This is a genomic window from Providencia sp. wls1943, from assembly GCF_009706275.1.
In the GTDB taxonomy this organism is placed as follows: domain Bacteria; phylum Pseudomonadota; class Gammaproteobacteria; order Enterobacterales; family Enterobacteriaceae; genus Providencia; species Providencia zhijiangensis.
On the sequence record NZ_WLTU01000004.1, the window covers coordinates 136,983 to 158,832 of the forward strand.

Annotated in this window: 18 protein-coding genes and 4 pseudogenes; 3 read left to right on the plus strand and 19 right to left on the minus strand. The window is 39.7% G+C overall.

Annotated features, from left to right (window positions below):
• Window positions 1-262: 262 nt before the first annotated feature.
• The 19 genes and pseudogenes from GKR48_RS01430 to GKR48_RS17820 form a co-directional block, all read right to left on the minus strand.
• Window positions 263-1,234, minus strand: coding sequence for a fimbrial protein (locus GKR48_RS01430; protein ID WP_154626417.1), 972 nt, complete (start codon window positions 1,232-1,234; stop codon window positions 263-265).
• 89 nt (window positions 1,235-1,323) lie between these two features.
• On the minus strand, window positions 1,324-1,671 hold the full coding sequence (locus GKR48_RS01435) for a helix-turn-helix domain-containing protein (RefSeq protein ID WP_336431104.1): 348 nt from the start codon (window positions 1,669-1,671) through the stop codon (window positions 1,324-1,326).
• Window positions 1,671-1,946, minus strand: coding sequence for a helix-turn-helix domain-containing protein (locus tag GKR48_RS01440; protein ID WP_006659629.1), 276 nt, complete (start codon window positions 1,944-1,946; stop codon window positions 1,671-1,673). Before GKR48_RS01440 ends, GKR48_RS01435 begins: the two co-directional genes overlap by 1 nt.
• 249 nt (window positions 1,947-2,195) lie before the next feature.
• Window positions 2,196-2,693 (minus strand): fimbrial protein, encoded by a 498-nt coding sequence (locus GKR48_RS01445; protein WP_154626421.1) that lies wholly within the window; start codon window positions 2,691-2,693, stop codon window positions 2,196-2,198.
• Between the two features lie 11 nt (window positions 2,694-2,704).
• The gene (locus tag GKR48_RS01450) at window positions 2,705-3,220 is read right to left on the minus strand and encodes a fimbrial protein (protein WP_006659627.1); all 516 of its coding nucleotides are present in this window, start codon (window positions 3,218-3,220) and stop codon (window positions 2,705-2,707) included.
• 9 nt (window positions 3,221-3,229) lie between these two features.
• Window positions 3,230-3,415, minus strand: a pseudogene (locus tag GKR48_RS17720) (fimbrial protein); the annotation flags it as partial.
• A 21-nt stretch (window positions 3,416-3,436) separates the two neighbouring features.
• Window positions 3,437-5,324, minus strand: a pseudogene (locus GKR48_RS01455) (fimbria/pilus outer membrane usher protein); the annotation flags it as partial.
• A 26-nt stretch (window positions 5,325-5,350) separates the two neighbouring features.
• Window positions 5,351-6,017: pseudogene (locus GKR48_RS01460) on the minus strand (fimbrial biogenesis chaperone).
• A gap of 57 nt (window positions 6,018-6,074) precedes the next feature.
• Window positions 6,075-6,609: pseudogene (locus GKR48_RS01465) on the minus strand (fimbrial protein).
• A gap of 510 nt (window positions 6,610-7,119) precedes the next feature.
• Complete coding sequence (locus tag GKR48_RS01470; protein WP_154626423.1) at window positions 7,120-7,392, minus strand: helix-turn-helix domain-containing protein; 273 nt, start codon at window positions 7,390-7,392, stop codon at window positions 7,120-7,122.
• Between the two features lie 70 nt (window positions 7,393-7,462).
• Window positions 7,463-7,972 (minus strand): fimbrial protein, encoded by a 510-nt coding sequence (locus tag GKR48_RS01475; RefSeq protein ID WP_154626425.1) that lies wholly within the window; start codon window positions 7,970-7,972, stop codon window positions 7,463-7,465.
• Window positions 7,973-7,980: 8 nt separating this feature from the next.
• Window positions 7,981-8,955, minus strand: coding sequence for a fimbrial protein (locus GKR48_RS01480; RefSeq protein ID WP_154626427.1), 975 nt, complete (start codon window positions 8,953-8,955; stop codon window positions 7,981-7,983).
• A gap of 11 nt (window positions 8,956-8,966) precedes the next feature.
• Window positions 8,967-11,492 (minus strand): fimbria/pilus outer membrane usher protein, encoded by a 2,526-nt coding sequence (locus GKR48_RS01485; RefSeq protein ID WP_154626429.1) that lies wholly within the window; start codon window positions 11,490-11,492, stop codon window positions 8,967-8,969.
• 22 nt (window positions 11,493-11,514) lie between these two features.
• Complete coding sequence (locus GKR48_RS01490) at window positions 11,515-12,183, minus strand: fimbrial biogenesis chaperone (protein WP_154626431.1); 669 nt, start codon at window positions 12,181-12,183, stop codon at window positions 11,515-11,517.
• 53 nt (window positions 12,184-12,236) lie between these two features.
• Entirely contained in the window at window positions 12,237-12,758 is a 522-nt protein-coding gene (locus GKR48_RS01495) for a fimbrial protein (RefSeq protein ID WP_154626433.1), read from the minus strand.
• 304 nt (window positions 12,759-13,062) lie between these two features.
• The gene (glnG, locus tag GKR48_RS01500) at window positions 13,063-14,511 is read right to left on the minus strand and encodes a nitrogen regulation protein NR(I) (protein WP_154626435.1); all 1,449 of its coding nucleotides are present in this window, start codon (window positions 14,509-14,511) and stop codon (window positions 13,063-13,065) included.
• A gap of 9 nt (window positions 14,512-14,520) precedes the next feature.
• Window positions 14,521-15,570: a nitrogen regulation protein NR(II) gene (gene glnL, locus GKR48_RS01505; protein ID WP_154626436.1), complete on the minus strand. Its 1,050-nt coding sequence runs from the start codon at window positions 15,568-15,570 to the stop codon at window positions 14,521-14,523.
• Between the two features lie 164 nt (window positions 15,571-15,734).
• Window positions 15,735-17,144: a glutamate--ammonia ligase gene (gene glnA / locus GKR48_RS01510; protein ID WP_154626438.1), complete on the minus strand. Its 1,410-nt coding sequence runs from the start codon at window positions 17,142-17,144 to the stop codon at window positions 15,735-15,737.
• Between the two features lie 347 nt (window positions 17,145-17,491).
• Window positions 17,492-18,232 carry a PadR family transcriptional regulator gene (locus GKR48_RS17820; RefSeq protein ID WP_230088557.1) on the minus strand — a complete coding sequence of 247 codons (741 nt, stop codon included), beginning with the start codon at window positions 18,230-18,232 and terminating at the stop codon, window positions 17,492-17,494.
• A gap of 426 nt (window positions 18,233-18,658) precedes the next feature.
• On the opposite strand from GKR48_RS17820, the gene typA reads away from it, so the two are divergent.
• From typA to dtd, 3 genes are all read left to right on the plus strand, one after another.
• Complete coding sequence (gene typA / locus GKR48_RS01520) at window positions 18,659-20,482, plus strand: ribosome-dependent GTPase TypA (RefSeq protein ID WP_154601657.1); 1,824 nt, start codon at window positions 18,659-18,661, stop codon at window positions 20,480-20,482.
• Window positions 20,483-20,732: 250 nt separating this feature from the next.
• Window positions 20,733-21,347 carry a glucose-1-phosphatase gene (gene yihX / locus GKR48_RS01525; protein WP_036948558.1) on the plus strand — a complete coding sequence of 205 codons (615 nt, stop codon included), beginning with the start codon at window positions 20,733-20,735 and terminating at the stop codon, window positions 21,345-21,347.
• Window positions 21,348-21,401: 54 nt separating this feature from the next.
• A complete protein-coding gene (gene dtd / locus GKR48_RS01530) occupies window positions 21,402-21,839 on the plus strand; it encodes a D-aminoacyl-tRNA deacylase (RefSeq protein ID WP_154602280.1) in 438 nt (145 codons plus the stop codon).
• Window positions 21,840-21,850 lie beyond the last annotated feature (11 nt).

Here is a 21,850-nt window from a genome sequence, read left to right on the forward strand (position 1 = left end):
GTAATTTTAAACTATAACGCATCTCTCATATAGTGATTATTTAAATTTAAAGTTTGGATGAGGATGGTTTGATTTTTCTAATGTACAAATATGTATTATCTAAAAAAGAATGAAGGGAGTCTAATGCTCTTAAATGAATAGTCTAAATAAGTATGAGAACGTTTTTTATTAGGTTTTTTATATTTTTATAAGTGGTCGCGTATTGATGTGTTAATTCTATCTACGGTTAAAGTAAAATTAATAGCAGATAGAATTAATTTGATTATTCATAGCGAATATTCACGGTGGCAGTGGAGTTTGCTGTACCGGGTGTCACTTTTTCGGCTGTTTTTACATAGCGGGCTTTCCAGTTGAAAATATAATCTCCGTTAGCAACATTATTTTGTAAGCTATTTTTAGTATTAAGCTGTATCGGTGAGTTATTTCTATCAAGCAATTGTATACCAATGCCAGTGGCAGAGCCTGTTCCAGAGAGTTTAATCTTTCCAGTTGCCGCATCCACGTAGCCTGCGCTGCTCGTGACGGTTGTTTTAATATTCGTGCCTGCCGCACAGCTAAGGGTGATAGGGATATTGACGTTTGTGCTCACATCCCCAATATTTTTAAATTGAGTATCGTATCGTTCGCCAAGGTTAATGGTGTAGTTGCTCGACTTCGTAGAACATTTAGCAACATTAATTTTAATGGCATTGGCGGGAATATTGAGAGTAGATAAATTCCAGTTAACGTGATTAGGATTATCTTGGATTAACCGAGCCACACTGCCCGCCTTTAAGCTACCAGATTGAGGTACCGCGCCTGTTTTACGAATGATCATGGTCCATTGAGGTGCAACAATGGTCCAAGGTAGTCGTCCTTGAACAGGGTAGCGACTGTAGACATTAATGCTGCCTATTGCAGTGGCTACAATTTCGACACTAATACCGGCAACATTGGTCGCCGCAACCTTATTCGCGTTAGGCACCCAACCATTAACATAGCTGGCATAGAGCCGAGCTTGTCCGCATTGTCCATTTTTACCTGAATAGGTATTAATATCGCCATTGGCAAACGTGACAATAAATCGACCAAGTTCTTTAGATGAAGCATCATCATATTGAATGGTATATGTCCTGGTCGGGACATTAACAGTAATGTTATTTAATCTAGGATTTTGAATACATGCAGCAAAGGAAAACCCAGAATAGACAAAGAGACAAAAAGAAAAAGATATTTTTTTTAAATTAAAGTGCATGTTTGCTCCTGATTAAGAGTATCAAATACAGCAAATAGTATATGTAGACAGTGATATTGGCAGGTCATTTCCTGCCAATATTGATTTGGTTATTTATATAAGGAGAAATTTTGTTCTGGTGATAAGAGCAATTCGGCGACTAATAAATTGTCTTTTTCCTTTTTATCAGAGGTGTATGTACAGCTATATGAATCGATAAAATCACTCATTAACTCTTGGATATCCAGCTCCAGTATTTCTGAAATAGCATAAAGTGTATCAACATGAATTCTCATTTCGCCTAGTTCATGGCGAGATTGATGTTGCTGACTGATTCCCAATAGCGAACTAAGCTGCTGGATACTCATATTGCGATCTTTCCTCAGTGTCCTAATTCGGACACCGACAATTTTGGATGTATTTTTTTCATCATAATGACCAGTAGGATTAAGTAAAATTACTGTATTTCTAGCTTTCTTCTCAGTTCCCTTTTTATTTTTTCCTTTTCGTGCTCATTAAATAAAAAGAAGTCATTAATATTAATATTAAAGTAAATAGCATATTGTTTGAGCCGATCTATCGATATCCGATTATGTCCACGTTCATAACGTAATTGCTGTTGCTCACTAATTCCAATAGTTTTAGCTACAGCAAGTAGGGATAACCCTTTTTCCTTACGTAGTTCTCTTATTTTATATCCAATAACAGCAGAGACCGGGTAGCTATTTTTCATTATTTAACCTCTTTTTATTATTTGCGATATGTTAAATGAGTTAACAGAAGGCAAATGAATACCATTACCTTAAATATATATCTATCAGGTATTTATATTGATATCTTGACTTATATCACCTCAATTAAAGTTATTTATTTTATATGGAGATTCATAATTAGAATTTCAATTAGGGAACATTGTTTTTATCTAGTGAATACTTAATGTCTTAATTGGCTTGTTAAAATAAGATTATCGCTTAAAGATTTACTAATGATAAATAAGCGTGAAGTCAAGATGACTTTTAAAAGAGCCCCCCGTCATTCCTGTACCATATCCTGCCATTCTTGCGGATAGTGGTATTTCAACGGTACGAGTTTGGGTATTGACTGGTGCCGTAATTTTTTCGCCATTTTTTACCGTTATTTTATTTTCGCCATAAGCTAAATTTAATGCGACATTTTTGGCACTGCCACTATTAATAAAGTAATTGGTTACGACATTATCTGGTGTTCCGTTAATTACCATCATCGCTTCTTGGGTATCTACAGGGCAATTTTTTAATTTAATCGTAAAATCTACCCAAGGAGATGTTTGAGTATCACGAATATTCCAAACATTGACCTTTTTTAGGTCAATAAGATAGTTAGCTTTTTCTAACTCACATGGCAATGCGGTGACATAGCCATGGACATGAATATTGGCAGCCTGCGCCATGACCGTTAAGGGAGATGTTAGGAGTAATAATGAAAGTATGATTTTTTTCATTGTTCTCTTCCTCATAGATAAGTGATAGTGGCTGTAATATTGGCAGAAACAGAACCTGCACTCGCATTACCAAGCGCACTAAATGCGCGGGTTCTTAACGGAATGCTGAGGCTGTTTTTTCCACCTAGCGGAACCCGTAACACTTTTTGATTGCCTAGCGGGGTTGTGCCATCCCCACTTTCAAGTTGTACTGCAATATTTTTTGCTGTACCCGTATTTTTATATAGGTCATTGATATTATTTGTATCTGCGGTTCCACTAAATGTGAGGACTATTTGATTCACATAAGAAGAGCAGTTATTCATATCGATGTTAAACATTTTCCAATCAGACCCACTTTGTGGCTGATTAAATAAATCGACGGGCATTCGTTTCAAGTCAATATCGATGTTATTTCCACCAGAAATATTGCAAGTTGCCGCTTTAATATTGCCTTTAAAATTAAGCGTCACTGTACTTGCAGAAAAAGCACCTACGCTGATGAATAGGCTATTCGCTAAGAATAAAGGGAGTATTAACTTTTTCATTATTTTTTCCTATTCATAACGGATATTAACAGTGGCTGTTGAATTCGCACTTCCGGGTGTTATTTTATCTGCTGTTTTAATATAACGAGCTTTCCAATTAAACATATAATCACCGGCAGGCACGCTATTTTGTAAACTATTTTTAGTATTGAGTTTTATGGGGACACTATTTTTATCTAGTAATTGAATCGCTACTCCAGTGGCTTTATCCGCACCAGATAAGGCTAATTTCCCAGATGCGCCTTGCCCTTGGGAGGTATAACCTTGTTGAATACTCCAGTTGAGGCGGTTATCCAATTGGCTAGCCGAAAGTCCCATATTTCCAGAGTTTGGACCGCCGCTACTGCTGTTTGTATTGAGGTTGTAGTAAAAAGTACTATCAAATAGATTAATGGGAATACTGACGTTTAAGGCGAGTTGGTGATCGTTTTCACTTTGACCTTGGCTCTTCCCTTGATAAGCATATGTGCTGGTATCCCGGTTATAGGTGTAATTAATGCCGTAACTGATGCCTTGCCAGCTATTGCTGTATCCTAGTGTGGCTGACTGGGTTTTTTTGTCACTATTCCAATAATCTTCATTTACGTAACCAATCGATAATGATCCGTAATTTTCCCCAAGGTTTTGGCTGAGAGTAATTTCGCCGCGGTTACGGCGTCGTTCAATTTCTGGCGTATAGTGAGTGTCTCTAAAAGTATCAAATACTTCCGATAAGCTATAGTAACCTTTTATGGAATATCGGTAGCCTGCTAAGGCTATGTTTGTTCCTATATCATTGATATTTTTATTGTAACGGAAGCGGTAAGATTGCCCTTGTTCTTTGCTATCGTCACTAAACTTGGCATTTGCATGGGTGACATCGATAGACACTGCACCTAATTGCCCTAGGTTTTGCCCCGCACCAATGGAATAAGATTGATATTTTTCACTGAATTGACTCCCACCATAGGCGGTGATCCCATAAGGGAGACCATAAATGGCAGTAAATTGACCAAAATGTGTTTTATCCACTGGCTATCATAGGCGCGATATTGTCCACCAGTTGCACTATAAGAGAAATAGCCCTCACGCTGTAATACAGGTAAGGATGCAAATGGGACAATTTGATACTGTTCGCTACCATTTGATTCTTTGATAGTGACGTGAAGGTCGCCACTGCCACCAGTAGGATACAGATCATTGATTTCAAAAGGACCAGCAGCCACTTCGGTTTGGTAAATAGTGTAGCCATTCTGGCGGATAGTAATTTGTGCGTTACTACGCGCGATTCCCCGAACAACGGGGGCATAGCCGCGTAAACTCTCAGGGTACATATCATCATCAGTGGCTAACTGAGCACCTCGAAATGGCACGCTATCAAACACCATTGATGGTGATACGCTATCTCCAAGTGTTAGCTGGCTTTTAATGCGATTAATACCGCGAGAGGCGTAGGTGTATACCGTATCCCATTTATTGGATTGACCATCATGACTCGACCAAGTGGTATAGTTGCGCAGGCGCCAAGCCCCAATATTTAAGCCAGGTCTTAAATTCACATAGTTTGAAGTCGTATCAGAACCCCCTTTTTTACGGTCATAATTTTTGGCGCCGCTATAGCTGTAATTCAGTATTAAGGCATTAATCCCATTATCAATATTCTCTAAATTCACATAACCGCGAGGGTTTTTGTCTAAGGCAATCTGCGGAATACTCAAATACAACCGTTGTGAGTCAAACTCAAAGTGACTTTTAGCGTCAGGTATTGCGGCTAAATTCACACAGTCAGTGCCCGTACTTTGTAACTCAGGGTATGTAGCCGTTTTTACACCGAAATCTGTTAAATCAGCGAGAGATAAACAGGGTATTAATTGATTATCACTGTTCTTATCAAAATTAAGTTTTTTGCACCGATTAAGTTAGTGTTAACGTAAATATCTACATAGTAACTTCCAGCTAATTGTTCATTATTTTCAAACTGACTTAAATCAACGGCATCTTTATTCGGTAGTTCTAAAAAATCAGGGTCGAAATACACGTTATTATCTGTATTATCTTCTGCATACAGTGAAACCGTATAGCCTAGATATAAAAATAGGCCAAAGCATATTTTATTTATTTTCATTGGGTTGTGACCTACTGTTATATTTTCTATATTTTTATTTCGGCGGGTTTTTCGGCAGCACCATAGTCATTAATAACTTCCCATTTAATTGTTCCACTCGTTGCCATATCATTAATTTCAAACGTTGTGGTTGTCAGCGGTGCTGCATAGGAAACATCATTAACTTTTTTTCCATTAAACGTAATGCTCTGGAAATTCATGTAATAAGGCGTTGGATTATTAACAGTAAGCGTTTTTCCTGATTTCAACCATGTTAATTTTTTTGCTCTTCTTCAAAATTAACATTTTTAATAATTGAAGGGCGATAAATTAGCTTCATCTGAGTTTTAAATGCAATCTGTAATGAGTTTTCTGTACGCTCAGTTGCTGGAATCGTTTTTATATTTAGCCAGAATAAAGATTCTTTATCCTGAGGAAGTTTGTTTTCAGTTAAAAAAATTCGCAAAGCATTAGTTTTTTCAGGGTTTAGTCTAAATAATGGTGGTGTGATAGTGAAGTCAGATTGTTTTTTTCATCAATACCTTCTATCCAAGATTGTATTAAATAGGGGATTTTATCTGGATTTTCAACAGAAATACTCACATCTTTATTTCCTTCAGAATAAATAACACGAGTTCCACCAATAATGACACCAGCATAAGCAGTATTAATAAGCGTGAATAAAGAGATAAGAGAGTAAACAATAAATTTCATATTACCACCATTGAATAGAATATTAAGGCTTAATTCTATTTAAACCTTAATCACTAATTAATTATAGTTAATTGTAAATGTTGCATTTGCATTTGCTAAACCCACATCAACGCTGTCGGTTTGAGCAATATAACGAGCTCTAAAATCTAGGTTATTTTCAACACCATCTTTCAAAGGATAAGCTTTAGATGCAGTAAATAGAGGAATAACGGTATTTACATCATCGGTGATTTGGATACCAACACCTTTAGCAACACCAGATTGACCTGCATCTTTAAGTTCAATAACAGAGTCATCTCCAGGGTAAGAGGTTGCATCAAATTTTACGGATGCTGATGTCACAGTTGTTGGGCAATTAATTAATTAATTTAATAGTAAATTTTGTTGCAGCGGCAGTACTTCCTGCACTTGGTAATGCTTTCTTAGATACTTTACCTAAGTTCACTTTTAATGCGTCAGAGCCAGCGGCTAATTCACACGCTTGGTCAGTGATTTCACCCGTGAAATCAATAGTTCCATCTGCCGCTAATGCACTATTTACAGCAAAAATAGAAGACGCAGCAATTAACGATGCCAGTAAATTCTTTTTCATTTATTTTCTCCGAGAGATATTTTATTTGAATAATTGAGGTTCATTAAAATAATGAATTACCCAATTGACGGATATTTTGAATTTTATTTTAACATTAAACAAGTTTTTGGTTTTTTAGATTTAATTGATTGTTTACTTTGTTCTGTTTTTGTTTTTTAAATCACGGTAGAAGTTGGGTTTTTTAATAGGTTATTTTTATAAGTGTGGATGTTTTTAAATGATACTTAAAATGAGTATTTAAAATAAATATTTAATTTCATTATTTACATATTGCTAATGGTTAGTTAAGGAGATACACCGTATGAGTGGGAGGGGTGAATTAATGTTTCATTTGTTTTTCTAATGGTGACTAGGAGTGTTGTAAAATAATCATCTAAATTATACTTAATTGTTATTTGATATAATTTAAGTGAATTTTTGATGTGTTTTTATATCTCATTTCAATAATCTGAATGAGAGGCTATATTAATAATGACTAATTTTATTTTTATATTCAAAAAAACAATCAGATTATGAACCTGCTTTTTTTTGTACATACGCTCTGATTGTTTTCTTTTCTTTCTCAGTAAAAATAAAAAAAGTCACCATGTTAATCTCGAAGTAGTTGGCATACTGCTTTAATTTATCAATCGGAATTCGAGATTGTCCCTTTTCATAACGAGCTTGTTGTATTTCATCAATACCGATCGCATTCGCAACTTCCTGCAACGACAATATTTTTCGCTCTCGAAGAAATTTTATTTTATGACCAATGATTTCGGATATTGGGTATATATCATGCATTTTGCACCTCTCAATTTATATAAGTAACAGTGATAGTTTTTCATAGGGCACACTGTGTGTAAAAAATGAACTAATTATATGTGAAAGTAAACTCGACATGGCTGCGAAAGGTGCCCGCAACCATGGCATTATTCAAGCTAGTGACACGCGCAGAAAAAGGAATTTCAGCTTGGCGAGTTTGTACGTTAATTGGCGTTGTAATTTGGGTTCCGTTTTTTACGCGGCTTAAACTGGTTCCCGTGACTAAATCTAAAGCGACATTTTTCGCTGTGCCGCTGTTGATAAAATAATCTGAATTAGTGGGCTCAACGGTTCCTGTTAATGTCACAATAGATTCACGGGTATTCGTAGGGCAATCTTTTAATTTAATACTAAAGCCTACCCATGGAGCTTGTTGACCATTGCGAAGGTTTACAATATTAGTTGCTTTTAAATCAATTACATAATTAGTTTGTTCTATCTGGCAAGGCGCCGCTTTTATATTGCCGTTAAAATTTAAGGTGATGCTATCTCCTGCGATACCGTAGAAACTCAATAATAAAGACCCGAACAAAATGAAGGAAACCCAGTTACTTTTCATGGTTTATCCTATTCATAGAGAATATTAACAACAGCGGTTGAGTTCGCCATTCCCGGCGTAATCGTCGGAGCTATCTGTATGTAACGTGCTTTCCAGTTAAATAGGTAATCACCGTTGGGAACATTATCCTGTAAGCTATTCTTGTAATTTAAACGAATGGGATTGCTATTTTTATCTAACAGTTGAATAGCAATACCCGTTGCTGAGTTATTACCGAATAATTTTAGTTTTCCTGTTGTTGCATCGGCATATCCCGCATTACTGGTGATGGTTGCTTTTATATTAGTGCCAGCCATGCAAGTCAGTGCGATTGGAATTGCAACGGGGGTACTTGTGTCGTTGATTTTTTTAAAATGATTTTCATTCCAGTCCCCCATATCAATGTTGTATGTTTTACTTTTTGTTGAGCAACTTAATACGTTAATACGAATAGCATTTGCTGGTATATTGAGGGTAGTTAAATACCACGTTGAATTCGTTGGTCTGGTATTTGTTTGGTACATTTGAGCGACTCGCCCAGAAGTTAACGTACCAGGTTGTGATACTCTTCCTGTTTTTCTGAAAACGATGATCCACTGAGTTTCGACAATATTCCAGTTTGAAATAGGCTTACCTGGGATTAAATAATTGAACCAAGCCTTTGCTCCTGTTTGTACTGCCACACTAATTCCGGGAATATTAGTCGGGGCAAAATTGTTGACTGGTATCCAACCATTAATAAACCTCCCATGTAAGTCAGTGGTACCGCAATCACTACCGCTACTGCTATTTGTATTGATTGGACCTGTGCCATAAGGTATTACGATGGTATCTAAGTCTTTGGTTGTTATATCATCATACATAATGTTGAATGTTCGGTTTGGTACATAGAACTGTAAATTCATAAATCTCGGATTTTGGATGCACGCAGCTGTCGTATATTGCGAATACAGAAATAAACTCATCAACATAAATATCAGCTTTAGAGAAAATGAATGGTTCATATAGGCCTCTTTTAATGGCAAATCGCGGTTGTTTTATACAAACCAAGGTAGTTGGGTTGATTCACTAAGCTGTATTGCACATGACAAAGTGGTTGATTATTAAATTGGATATCAAAACGACCTTGTTCATTTAATCCAGATAAGAAAATTTTACCGTGAGCATCGACCATTCCTAGCGGGATATGGTGATCTGTGGATATCGCTTGCGCCCCAAATGGAACGAGTTGCCCATTACTCATGGACAATGTAATAAATGCACGATAGCCAAGGTTTGCTTGGAAATGCGTTTTGACAATAGCGCCTCGGCTAGGCACAACGGTCTGACTTGTTATTTCCATCTCGGTATTTTCTGGTATATCAGATACGTCAATCCCAATCATATTTTTACGGTAGGGGCTGATATTAGGCACTAATGCATAACCTTGAGCATTTGTGCTCACGCCCGCATTATTAGTAATTGGGATATTGGGAGCTTGAGGAATTTCAACTAAAGCTGCGGTTTCCCCGAGTTGTTGACCTAAAACAATCCCCTCGGAATGAATGAGGAGGCTGCCATTTGCACCATAGTAGAGGTTATAGTTATCGCTAGTATATCCGCTTCCTCCATTGATTGAGCCGATTTGCCCTTTATAACTGGCGTTGAAATTGCCAGTATTTTGCCGGTTATCATTGGTATAGCCTTGTTGCATGCTCCAATTGAAACGGTTATTTAGCTGAGAGGCGGAAATGCCCACGGTGCTTGAATTGCTATTTTTATTGCTAAAATTTGTGTTGAAATTGAGGTAGGCAGTATCATCAAAAAAATCAAAAGGAACGCTGATTGAAAAGGCGAATAAATGATTCGCATTATGATTGAAAGCTGGGTTTGCAATGCCTTGATAAGAATAGGTATTTTTATCATAAGTATAGTTTAAACTATAGCTAATTGATTCCCAAGTATTGCTATAACTGATATTGGATGACTCTGTTTTGCGATGGCTGTTCCAATAATCTTCATTAACATAGCTAACAGAAACTGAACCATAATTCTCCGATAAACTTTGGCTAATGGATGTTTCTATTCGATTACGGCGTCGTTCAATTTGTTGGGTTGAGTCAGTGTTTTGGTATCCGTCAAAAACTTCAGATAAGCTGTAGTAGCCACTAGTTGAGTAGCGATAGCCTGCTAAGGTGATATTTGTGCCCATTTGGTTGAGGTTTTTATTGTAGCGAAATCGATAGGATTGCCCTTGGGTTGAGGCGCTATTATTGGGAGTGGAATGGGCATATGTGATATCAACAGAAAGTGCGCCGAAATCCCCTAAGTTTTTACCAAGACCTAGTGATTGAGCTTGATAATTATCACTATATTGAATGCCTCCATATGCAGTCATACTATTCGGTAATCCATAGACGAGAGACAATTGTGTAAAATCTTGTTGATCTACATGATTGTTATAAGAGCGATATTGCCCCCCCGTCATACTGTAAAATAGATAGCCTTCTCGCTGTAAGATCGGTAAAGATGCGAAGGGGACAATTTGATGTTGTTCAGAGCCATTCGATTCCTTAATCGTCACCTGTAAGTCACCGCTGCTACCAGTAGGATAGAGATCATTGATTTCGAAAGGACCCGCTGCAACGTTGGTCTGATAAATAATATAGCTGTTTTGTCGAATAGTAATTTGTGCGTTACTACGTGCAATGCCTCTTACTGTTGGGGCATACCCACGTAAACTTTCTGGATACATTTCATTGTCAGTTGCTAATTGAATTCCTCTAAAGGAAACACTGTCAAAAACCATTGAAGGTGTGACTCCATCACCTACAGTTAGCTGGCTTTTGATCTGATTAATATTGCGTGTACCATAAGTGTAAACGTTATTCCATTGGCTGGGTTGGTAGCCATTGTTCGACCATGTGGAGTAGTTACGAAAACGCCATGAGCCCCAATTAAGGCTCGGGCGTAAGTTAATATAGTTCGTTGTTGTGGTACCGTTATGCGTTCGACTGTGATCTTTTGAGCCATTGTAGCTGTAGTTTAGCATTGCAGCATTGATGCCATTATCCACTTGAGATAAATCGATGTAGCCTCTAGGAGTATTGTTCAAGGCGATTTGCGGCATGCTGAGATATAAGCGTTGAGTGTTAAAATCAAACTCACTTTTCGCATCTGGGATCGCGGATAAGTTTGTACAAGCGGATTGGTCTTTTTGTAGGGCGGGAAACAGCTCAGTTTTGATACCAAATTGCTTTAAATCAGTCAAAGATAAGCATGGTATTAATTTATTCTGGTCACCTTGATTGAATAATATTTTTTGAGCATCAATATAATTTTTATTCACGTAGATGTAGACAAAATAGCTACCAGCTAACTGTTTTTGACTCTCGAATAAAGATAAGTCGATGTTCTCTTTATTTCGACCTTCTAGAAAATCTGACTCAAAATAGTCGATATCATTATCAGATATATCTCTATCATCTTTCTGTATTTTAGTGGTGGCATGAGAAGATGCTATATTTAAAAAACACAAAAAAATAGAAATATATGTTTTCATTTCCACCTCCCAGTACGAAAACTTAGATGCTCTTTTCTGTAACTTGGGTTGAAGCACCATAATCATTAATCAATTCCCATGTAACCGTTCCATGAAGGCTGGGATCGTTGATGTTGAAAGAGGATGAAGAAAAAGGGGCTACATAAGTCACATTTTTCAAGTTTGTTCCATTAAAGGAAATTCGTTGAAAATTGATATAATAAGGAGTTGGGTTTTTTACTGTTAATGTATTTTTTGTTTTAGACCAAATCATCTTTTTCTGCTCATTGTTAAAATTGACATCTTTTAATAATGACGGTCGATAGATTAATTTCATTTGAGATCTAAAGGCAATCTGTAGTGAGTTTTCTTTAAATTTCACCGAGGGAATGTTCTTAATATTTAGCCAGAATAGCGATTCTCGATTATCTGGTAATGTGTTCTCTGTTAGAAAAATACGTAGTGTGTTTGTACTTTCTGATGGGAGTTTAAATAACGGAGGCGTAATAGAAAAGATTGACTGAGGATTATTTTCAGTATCATCAATCCATGATTGAATTAAATAAGCAATTTCATCAGGGTTTTCAATGATTATACTAGCATCTTTGGCACCTTCGTTATAAATAACACGGGTCCCTCCAATAATAACACCACCATATGCAGTTGTTATCAGAGTAAAAAACAATATAAAAAAAGAAAAGTAGTTCTTCATATTTTCACCATCAATATTGGATAAAGCTATTGATATTAGTTATTGAAATTAGCTTAGTTATAAATAATCAAAAAAGTTGCAGAGGCATTGGCTGTACCTGGAGTAATAGGGAGCGCTTTGGTGATATAATTGGCAGTAAAATTAAGGTCATTTTCAACATTCGATGATAAAGGGTATTCACTGGATGGTGACAACAAGGTAATGATTGCATTTCTATAATCGGTAAGCTGAACACCTACGCCTGTTGCATTAGACGTAGACTTTAATGCTATAACGGTATTGTCATTTGTATAAGGTATCGCATCAAATGAGACTTTAGCGCTTGTGATAGCGGTAGGGCAATTAATTAATTTTATTGTGAACGGAACCGATGTTGATTTACTTCCCACACTAGGCAGATTAGCTTTTGGAATTCGACCTAGATTGACTTGGATATTTTTTGATTCTGTTTTTACTTCACAGGCTTGATCTATAATTTCACCAATAAATTCAATATTACCATCTACAGAGATAGCAGGTTGGCTTGAAAACAATAAAATTACCGGAAATAATAATTTAAATGTATTTTTCTTCATAAGGAGACCTCCAAAATAATCGATGAGCTTATCATGCTCTATTTTAATTTTAGATTATTATTTGGATATTTACGTTATGACTTTTCTCTTTTTTAAAGAAAAATGTGTATTTATCTATTTCCTTTTCTTTATATGATGTCTTTTTGTTTTATTATCCTCTGTTTTTTTAGGTTTTCTTTTTTTTTAGGTTTATTGATAATTACAGTTTGATATTCTAATGATGATGTTTATTTATTATATCGGGTAATTTATTTATTACCCGATGTTCATTATTAGAACGCTGCTATTTTAAAATTCAGTAACGTTATTTCTCTATGCCTAATTCTTTTAATTTTCTCGTTAAGGTATTTCTTCCCCAGCCTAATAAACGCGCTGCTTCTTGTTTATGTCCGTGGGTATATTTAAGTGCGCAATTGAGCATGGTTTTTTCAAGTAATGGCATGGCATCATTAAACAGATCTTGTTTACCAGCGTGTAACGCGAGATCGGTCCATTTCTCTAAGAGATCACACCATGTGGTATTAGGATCGACTGCGTTAGTGGATGGTGAACGCGGATCTTTAGTCACTTTGGTGGATTCTTGTTTACCAAACAGATCGCTCGGTAAATCTTGTGGCAGCACTTCTTGGCTGGCAGCCATGACGGTTAACCACCGACAGACATTCTCTAATTGACGTACGTTACCTGACCAAGGGTAGTGCTGTAAAAGTTTAATGCTATCAGGGTGGAGAACTTTGCTTTCAACGCCCAATTCTTTGGCGGTATTTTGCAAAAAGTAATGGGCGAGACGAGGAATATCTTCAACGCGTTCGCGCAATGGCGGTAATTGCACTCGGATGACATTCAATCGATGGAATAAGTCTTCACGAAATAGCCCTTCCTCTACGCGTTTTTCCAAATTTTGGTGGGTAGCTGCGATAATACGGACATCGACTTTAACAGGGGTATAGCCACCAATTCGGTAAAATTGTCCTTCAGCCAGTACTCGCAATAAACGCGTTTGCACATCCAGCGGCATATCACCGATTTCATCGAGGAATAGTGAACCTCGATTGGCTTGCTCAAAACGTCCTTGGCGAACTTGGGATGCGCCTGTGAAAGCTCCTTTTTCATGACCAAATAGCTCGGATTCAATTAAATCTTTTGGGATTGCCGCCATATTTAAGGCGATAAAAGGTTCGTTGGCGCGTGGGCTGTGTTGATGCAACGCGTGGGCAACGAGCTCTTTACCTGTACCGGATTCCCCGTTGATAAGCACACTGATCGAGGAGCGGGAAAGACGCCCAATAATTCGATATACCTCCTGCATGGCAGGGGCTTCACCGATCATCGTTGACGAAATCACGGTGGTTTGCGGTTTATCGCTAGCAGTACTGTTTTGCTCACGGCTATGGCTTAGCGCCCGCTCCACTAAGGCGACGGTTTCATCGATATCAAAAGGTTTAGGGAGATAGTCAAAGGCACCTGATTGATAGGCATTAACAGCGGCATCTAAATCCGAGTGCGCGGTCATGATAATAATCGGCAGTAATGGATGGGACTGTTTTATCTGGGAGAGTAAAGCAAGCCCGTCCATACCTGGCATACGAATATCGGAGAGCAATACGTCAGGGACGTCATTGTTGAGGGCAGCAAGCACCGCATCGGCGCTATCAAAACAGGTGCAATTAAGTTCGGCACTGTTGAGTGCGCGTTCCAGTACCCAGCGGATTGAACTGTCATCGTCAACAACCCAGATTTTTCCCTTTTGCATGGCTATCTCCTATTTTTTGATGGGTAGATAAATAGAAAACGCGGTGTGACCCGGCCAACTGGTAAACTCAATTTTCCCCGCATGTTGATCCACTAAGCTGCGTGCAATAGATAAGCCTAAGCCGGTGCCATCAGGGCGACCACTAACCATCGGGTAAAATAGCGTATCTTGGATAGTAAGTGGAATACCGGGCCCGTTATCTTCAATATCAATCCGTGCAGCCAGCCTATAGCGCTCTCCTTGCAGCATCACTTGGAATGCAGTGCGAGTGCGTAAAGTGATGGTGCCACCCGTATCGCCAAGCGCTTGCAAGGCATTACGCGTGATGTTGAGTAGCACTTGCTCCACTTGGTCTGGATAATATTCAAGGTCGGGGAGGCTTGGATCGTAATCGCGAACCAGCGTGATATTGTCCGGTTTTTCTAATCCAACTAAACGCATCACATTTTCCACACTATGATGGATACTTTGCTCGGTTTTTGGTCCCGGATATTGAGGGCCTAGTAGCCTATCAACCAACGCGCGTAAGCGGTCGGCTTGCTCAATAATCACTTGGGTATATTCGTTTAGCTGCGGGTCGGGCAGCGCCTTAGACAATAATTGCGCCGCACCACGTAATCCCCCTAATGGATTTTTGATTTCATGGGCAAGCCCACGGATCAATTCACGGGCAGCAAGCTGCTGGGCATTTTGCGCTAACTCTTGGCTAAGGCGTCGCTGGCTATCTAATTGGGACAGTTCGACAAGAATAAATTGGTCGGATAAGGGCTGAGCACTCAAAGACATCATGTGAGAGTGGTTATTGAGCACCAGAGTCACTTCGTTTTCGGTAAAACTATGGCCTGTTTTGAGGCTATTGAGCATCTGCTCATCATTTAATGAACAATAATTGAATAGTAACGGGAGCGGCGTGCCATAGAGCTTACGGGGGCTTTGTGCCAAAATTTGTAAGGCCGCATGATTGGCATAATGGATGATTAAATCGTAATCCAGCACTAATACGCTGTTAATTAAGGAATCGAGGAGATGTTCGGGGACAGGTAAATGCTCGGCTTTCATGTAATATTGCTCCTGCACTATTTTGGTGCATTATACGTTATTTACTGATTAACCGATACGTCGAAGCCAATATTTGCTGTTTATCACTCGGTGCAGAGAAAAGGCCCCATCCAAAGATGGGGCAAGTGCTTCACGGCAACAAAGACTATCAGTGGAACGGCGTGTTACGCACTGTAGTACATTTCAAATTCGAGTGGGTGTGGCGTCATACGAACGCGTTGGATATCGGCACGTAGTAATTCGATGTAAGCGTCGATAGCGTCGTCAGTAAATACACCACCACGAGTTAAGAACTCACGGTTTTTATCCAGTTCAGCCAGTGCTTCTTCTAAAGAGTTCGCAACAGTTGGGATCTCTTTGGCTTCTTCTGGCGGTAAGTCGTACAGGTTTTTGTCCATTGCATCGCCCGGGTGGATCTTGTTGATGATGCCATCAAGACCCGCCATTAACTGAGCAGCAAACGCTAAGTATGGGTTAGCTGCTGGGTCTGGGAAGCGAACTTCGATACGACGTGCTTTCGTGCTTGCGACCACTGGGATACGGATAGAAGCAGAGCGGTTACGTGCAGAGTAAGCCAGCATGACTGGTGCTTCAAAACCTGGGACTAAACGCTTGTAGGAGTTAGTCGTTGGGTTAGTGAATGCGTTCAGTGCGCGAGCGTGTTTGATGATACCGCCGATGTAGTACAGCGCCATCTCAGATAATCCGCCATATTTGTCACCTGCAAACAGGTTCACGCCACCTTTAGATAACGACATGTGGCAGTGCATACCGGAACCGTTATCACCCACTAATGGTTTTGGCATAAAGGTCGCAGTCTTGCCGTATGCGTGTGCAACGTTATGGACAACGTATTTGTAAATTTGAGTCTCATCCGCTTTTTTGGTCATGGTATTAAAGCGAGTTGCGATTTCGTTTTGACCTGCAGTTGCCACTTCATGGTGGTGAGCTTCAACTACTAAGCCCATCTCTTCCATTGTGGTACACATAGCTGAACGTAAATCTTGTGATGAGTCTACTGGTGGTACTGGGAAGTAACCGCCTTTCACCGCTGGACGGTGACCTTTGTTACCGCCTTCGTATTTAGTGCCAGTGTTCCATGCGGCTTCGATATCATCAATGTGATAGTAGCTGCTGTGCATGCTGTTGCCGAAGCGGATGTCATCGAACACGAAAAATTCTGGTTCAGGTCCAAATAACACCATATCCGCAATGCCGCTAGAGCGCAGGAAATCTTCAGCGCGTTTAGAGATAGAGCGAGGGTCGCGATCGTAGCCTTGCATAGTGCCTGGCTCTAAAATATCGCAACGGATGATTAAGGTATTATCGGCGTAGAATGGGTCTAACATTGCGGTAGATGCGTCAGGCATTAATACCATGTCAGACTCGTTGATGCCTTTCCAGCCACCGATGGATGAGCCATCAAACATTTGGCCTTCTTCAAAGAAGTCCTCGTCAACTTGATGAGCAGGGATAGTGATGTGTTGCTCTTTACCTTTGGTATCAGTAAAACGCAGATCAATAAATCTTACATTGTGCTCTTCGATTAACGATAAAACATGTTTAGCGGACATTCTCGGCTCTCCTGGTCGGGTCTAATCAACTTACGCAGCAATTAAGGTGTGCATAAGTTGGTTTATCTGGCTTCACAAGATTAATGATTATTTCATTAACAACATTGCAAGCTCTCTAGGGTTATATAAGCGAAAAGCGTGCCAACTTTTAAAATCATCGTAAATGGGGATGATGACAAGAAGATGGCAATGGTTAGGCTAAAAAACAGTCTATCACTGCGCTGTATTGGTGCAAGGAAAAGATTTATCGCACCAATATGGTGCAATTAATAAAGAAAGGAAACAAAAACGGCGCAGTGCCATTGATCTGCACCACACCGTTGGTATTTTTAGAGATATAAAAAGGTTTATTCGTCATTACTGTCAGTTAATAACGTATTCACTTCTTCAATTTGTTTGACAGCATCATTGATGATCGCCGCAATTTGATGAGTTTGTTCTTCATTTAATTGCTTGAGCACCATTTTATGGCGGAGCAGGGCTTTAAAACGGCTCACCGCCATCTCGATATCTTCCGATAAATTGCTGCCTTGCTGTAGCTCACGGGCTTTGGCTAATTTACGGCTGATAACGGCTTCAGTTTCTTTATTCTGCGCGAGGTGTTCAGCTCCTTCAGGCGTAATAGAGAAACTTTTGCGGTTACGCTCGACAATTTGGGATTCCAAAAAGCCTTGTTCTTCCAATAGGGTTAAGGTTGGGTAGATGACCCCTGGGCTTGGTACATATAAGCCATTGGATGCTTCTTGGATGTCTTTGATGATTTCATAGCCATAGCTCGGTTTTTTTGCCACTAAAGAGAGCACCATAATGTGCAAATCTCCATGGTCAAATAGGCGACGTAAGCCTTTGCCACGCCCGCGACGCCCTTCGCCGTGACAGCCTTCACCGTGTCCACGACCATGACGACCCTCGCCGTGGCAATCTTCACCGTGTCCACGACCACGACGCCCTTCGCCGTGACAGCATTCATTGTGATCATGACCATGGCGATGTTCTTGGTGCTCGCCATTGTGGCAGCAGCCACCGTGTCCTCGTTGGTGTTCGTCATGATGTGAGGAATAAACATGACGGCATTGATGTATTCTCATAGGAACCTCTGTTATTATTTCGATATATCTAAATTGCTTTGATAGGTTCACTTTATTCCGATATATCTAAACCGTCAAATTAGATATATCTAAATATTAAAAAATACATTTAAACGAGTGATAGGCGAAGAAAGTTTATTTTTTATTCTTTTTTTCGGCTGCTAATATTTCCTTTTTAGCGTATTATCCTGCCACTTTGTGATTTCCTAGTGCTGATAATTGCTATTTTTTTGAGCATCTTTGCACGACGACGCAACTGAATGTTTTTTAGCTAAAAACTTTTTTAATAGTGATGGCTTTCACATTTATTCCACTTGTGTGGAAAAACGTGTAAAATAACAGCAAATTAACGTAGAAAGTATGCTTTGGGCATTACAACAACTCATAAAGCATATTCCTTTCCTGTCAATTAAACGGTAAAAATCCTTGTCAATTCAAAACTTAAGAAACATCGCCATCATCGCTCACGTTGACCATGGCAAGACAACACTGGTTGGTAAATTACTGCAACAGTCCGGCACTTTCGGTGAACGTGAAACTGTTGATGAGCGTGTTATGGACTCCAATGACTTGGAGAAAGAGCGTGGTATTACAATCCTTGCTAAAAACACCGCTATCCAATGGAATGGTTATCACATCAATATCGTAGACACCCCGGGTCACGCCGACTTCGGTGGTGAAGTTGAACGTGTTATGTCCATGGTTGACTGCGTTCTGCTGGTTGTTGATGCGATGGACGGCCCAATGCCACAAACTCGCTTCGTAACGCAAAAAGCGTTCGACCACGGTTTACGTCCAATTGTTGTTATCAACAAAGTTGACCGCCCAGGCGCGCGTCCTGATTGGGTTGTTGACCAAGTATTCGACTTATTCGTGAACTTAGGTGCTACGGATGAGCAATTAGATTTCCCTATCGTTTATGCATCTGCATTAAACGGTATCGCAGGTCTTGACCATACTGATATGGCTGAAGACATGACTCCACTGTACGAAGCTATCGTGGAACACGTTGAGCCACCAAAAGTTGATCTGGAAGGTCCATTCCAGATGCAAGTTTCTCAGTTAGATTACAACAGCTACTTAGGTGTTATCGGTATCGGTCGCATCAAGCGTGGTACTGTTAAACCTAACCAACAAGTGACTGTTATCGATAGCGAAGGTAAAACTCGCAACGGTAAAATCGGTAAAGTTCTGACTCACTTAGGTTTAGAGCGTATCGATTCACAACAAGCTGAAGCTGGCGACATTGTTGCACTGACTGGTTTAGGTGAACTGAATATTTCTGACACTATCTGCCAAGTGGGTAACGTTGAAGCACTGCCTGCACTGGCGGTTGATGAGCCTACAGTTAGCATGTTCTACTGTGTTAACACCTCGCCATTCTGTGGTAAAGAAGGTAAGTTCGTTACTTCACGTCAAATCCTTGACCGTCTGAATAAAGAACTGGTTCACAACGTTGCACTGCGTGTTGAAGAAACGCAAGATCCAGATGCATTCCGCGTTTCTGGTCGTGGTGAGCTGCACTTATCTGTTCTGATCGAAAACATGCGTCGTGAAGGCTTCGAATTAGCGGTTTCTCGTCCAAAAGTTATCATTCGTGAAATCGATGGTCGTAAACAAGAGCCATTCGAACAAGTAACTTTGGATGTTGAAGAACAAAACCAAGGCGACGTGATGAAAGCGTTAGGTGAGCGTAAAGGTGACCTGCGTGACATGATGCCAGACGGTAAAGGTCGTGTACGTTTAGACTACATCATTCCTAGCCGTGGTCTGATTGGCTTCCGTACTGAGTTCATGACTATGACTTCAGGTACTGGCTTACTGTACTCTACATTCAGCCATTACGACGATGTTCGCCCAGGCGAAATCGGCGGCCGTCAAAACGGTGTTCTGATCTCTAACGGTCAAGGTAAAGCAGTTGCATATGCACTGTACAGCCTGCAAGACCGCGGTAAGTTATTCTTAGGTCACGGTGCTGAAGTGTATGAAGGCCAAATCATCGGTATTCACTCACGTTCTAACGACCTGACTGTTAACTGCTTAACCGGTAAAAAACTGACTAACATGCGTGCGTCAGGTACTGATGAAGCGACAACTCTGTCACCACCTATCAAAATGACTCTGGAACAAGCTCTTGAGTTTATCGATGATGATGAATTAGTTGAAGTTACTCCACTGTCAATTCGTCTGCGTAAGCGCCACTTGACAGAGAATGACCGCCGTCGTGCGAGCCGTTCTAAAGAAGACTAATCGTTAGTTTTTGAATTAAAATAGAAGGTGCCAAATATGGCACCTTTTTTTATGCGCAAAAATCGAACGATAGACAAATTTAGTTATATCAGCGGATAAAATTTGTTTATCCAGACACAAACACAGTTCCTCTAGCCAATTTGCTTAATCGATAAATTGAAAAAATAACCTTAATAATCCTCAATTAGGACTGTTCAGTTGCCTCAATAATGATTAAAGTAAATTTAATGAATAACTAAGAGGACAATTTATGCTGTATATCTTCGATATGGGTAATGTGATTATTGATATCGACTTCAATCGTGTGTTTGATAAGTGGTCTGAACTGAGTGGTACCCCAAGTTCAGAAATCAAAAAGCGATTCACTTTTGGCAATATCTTCCAACTCCATGAGTGTGGCAAAATTTCAGATATCGAATTTGCTGAACTGCTTTGTGAAGAATTAGGTATTACCCTAAGCTTTGAAGATTTTGCGGAAGGCTGGCACTCAATTTTCATCTCACTAAGACCAGAAGTCATTGATATTATGGAACGTCTGCGTGAGCAAGGTCATCGCGTTGTCGTGTTATCTAACACTAACCGCCTGCATCTTGATTATTGGCCAGAACACTACCCTGAAATTGCAGCGTCCTCTGACTTCCTGTATCTATCCCAAGATTTAGGAATGCGTAAACCAGACCCAGAAATTTTCAAATATGTTCTGGAATCTGAAGAATTTGAAGCAGCTGATGCGGTGTTCTTTGATGATGTAGAAGAAAACGTAAAAGCAGCTGAAGCACTTGGTATCAAAGGTGTTCATGTCCTGAATAAAGACACCGTTCCTGAATATTTTCGCACTTACGATTTTAGCGCCGAAGTCGAATAATCCAGTTCTTAATAAGGAGTAACGGCGACGTTACTCCTTTTTTATCGAGTACCCATGATTGCATTAATCCAAAGAGTCACTCACGCGAGTGTGGTTGTTGATGAAAAAACAGTAGGGCAAATTGGCCCTGGTCTTTTAGTTCTGCTCGGTGTTGAAAAAGACGATGATGAGCAGAAAGCAAAACGCCTATGTGAGAAAGTCCTTGGCTATCGTATTTTTAGCGACGAACAAGGCAAAATGAACCTTAACGTACAACAAGCAGGCGGAAGCTTATTAGTGGTTTCGCAGTTTACGTTAGCCGCAGATACCAAGAAAGGGATGCGCCCAAGTTTCTCTGGCGGGGCGGAGCCGACGAAAGCGGATCAGCTGTATCAATATTTTGTTGAGCAAAGCCGTGCACAAGGCATCGTGACAGAAACGGGTGAATTTGCGGCGGACATGCAGGTTAGCCTGACCAATGATGGGCCCGTCACTTTTTGGCTGCAAGTGTAGAAAATCGTTTA